This is a genomic window from Bdellovibrionales bacterium (assembly GCA_019750295.1).
Lineage (GTDB): Bacteria > Bdellovibrionota > Bdellovibrionia > Bdellovibrionales > JAGQZY01 > JAIEOS01.
Map to the genome: position 1 here is coordinate 1 of JAIEOS010000074.1, position 2013 is coordinate 2013.

General features: G+C 45.4%; 3 protein-coding genes. All 3 read right to left on the bottom strand.

Features of this window, described 5'->3' with window-relative positions; all coding sequences use genetic code 11:
• Positions 1 to 352, bottom strand: a 352-nt coding sequence (locus tag K2Q26_12075; protein ID MBY0316254.1) for a NifU N-terminal domain-containing protein, incomplete at its 3' end; no start/stop codon positions are given.
• Positions 352 to 1578, bottom strand: a complete 1227-nt coding sequence (locus K2Q26_12080) for a cysteine desulfurase (protein ID MBY0316255.1) — start codon at positions 1576 to 1578, stop codon at positions 352 to 354. The genes K2Q26_12075 and K2Q26_12080, both read right to left, overlap by 1 nt.
• A partial coding sequence (locus K2Q26_12085) for a SufD family Fe-S cluster assembly protein (GenBank protein ID MBY0316256.1) occupies positions 1578 to 2013 on the bottom strand: 436 nt, incomplete at its 5' end. The genes K2Q26_12085 and K2Q26_12080, both read right to left, overlap by 1 nt.

The following is a 2013-nucleotide window of genomic DNA, read 5'->3' on the forward strand; positions in this document are numbered from 1 at the left end:
GCATCTCGGGGGTGAGGTTCTCACGGGACTTTTTAATCTGCTGCTCGCCAGGCAATAGAAATTTAGGATCATGAATCGCCAAACGTGTTTGTAAAATCGCTGTGGCATCTTGGTTAAGTTTATCGACGTCGGCGCCATCCACGTAGGTGATCGTCATTACATTTTCAAACAAATGAACTTGAAGAACTCCGGGCATATCAAACAAGGCTTCAACTAACGAAATCCCTTGAGCCTCTGACTTCGAGTTAAAACTCGCCTTACCCTCAACCTTCAGAGGACAATTCACCACAAATTTAAAAGCCGACGGATTAGGCGTAGGCATGGTTCGAATCAACACGTCGTAGTTCAACATTAGAGCAATCCTTCGACTTTCTTAAAAGCCTTTAAAAAGAGTTCAATATCTTGTTCCGAATTATAGGGTGCTAACGAAACTCTGACTGTTCCGGGCACTTCTAACATTTTCATCATAGGCTGGGCACAGAGATGTCCCGCTCGAACCGCAACACCCGACTGATCTAAAATCTCTCCCACATCCGAAGAGTGAGCGCCTTTCCAGTTAAAAGACAGCACCGCACTCTTTCGCACCTCACTGATACTGGGACCGTACAAAGTCACCGAGGGATATTGAGAGAGCTCTTTTTCCAAACGTAAAATGAGCGCCTTTTCGTGAGCGTTCCAATCGGAGAGATCGTATTTTTTCATAAAGTCTATAGCTTCGCCTAAACCGAGGACGGAAGAAATATTTGGCGTGCCGGCTTCAAATTTATGAGGGGTATCCTGATAAACAACAGATTCCCAACTCACTTGCGAAATCATGCTGCCACCGCCCTCAAAGGGCGAAAGTCCATCGAGAAACGCTTTCTTCCCGTACAGAACGCCTACTCCGTAGGGAGCAAACATCTTGTGGCCCGAAAAAGTCAAAAGATCACAATCCATCTTCTGCACATCGATGGCTTCCGTGAGCATGGCTTGGGCCGCATCGATAAAAGTGATAGCTTTTTTCTTTTTGGACCATTCAATGACAGGCTCGACGTCTAATCGAACGCCCGTGACGTTGGAGTACAGGACGAGCGATATCATTTTCACCGGTTGGTCCTCGTAACTCTTTAAAGCGTCCTGAGATAATCGACCATCCATACCAAAAGGTAAAACTTCAATTTTACAACCGGTACGCTCTTCTAACATTTTCCACGGAATTATATTGGAGTGATGCTCAAAAGGGCTCAAAAGAATGATATCGCCTTTTTGAATCTCTTTGAGGCCATAGGAATACATCACAAGATTGATCGAATCTGTCGTGCCGCGAGTAAAGACGATCTCCTCACGAGCGGCAGCGTTGATCAAAGTTTTTACCTTATCGCGAACACCTTCGTAATGCTCGGTCCCTAAACGACTAAAGTAATGGGCTCCACGATGAATATTTGCCGTCTCGGACGTGTAGTACTTGTAAAGCCGTTCGGCGACAGATACGGGCTTTAATGAAGAGGCTGCATTATCGAGATAGACAAACGGCTCACCGTTCACCTTCTGGCTGAGCATGGGAAACTGCTCTCTAAATTTCTCGACATTGTAACTCATTATCCCTCAACAATCTTAGCGAGCGAACGTTTTACCGATAATCTAAACTCCTCTTGGAGATTTTCCGACAAGGATTCACCGATAGAGTTTAAAAATCCCGCACACAACAGCTCTTTCGCTTGAGAGGCGGTCAATCCGCGACTTAACAAATAAAAAAGCTCATCTTTTTGAATCTGACCGATGGTGGCGCCGTGAGAGGCTTTGACATCGTCGGCATAGATCATCAGCTCGGGCTTAGTATCGACCTCCGCTGTGGACGACAGAAGTAAATTTTTATTGATCTGCGAAGTCGACGACTTTTGAGCATCTTTGTGAATTTTAATTTTACCGTTAAAGACAGCCCGGGCCTTACCGGTGACAACACCGTGATACTCTTGGGAACTCGTCGTATGTTCGACTTGATGATCAATCCACGTATGATGATCCACAAAATTA

What these genes read in the sequence shown, in the direction of transcription:
- K2Q26_12080 (MBY0316255.1), bottom strand. Translation starts at nt 1,578, where the DNA reads ATGAGTTACAATGTCGAGAAATTTAGAGAGCAGTTTCCCATGCTCAGC.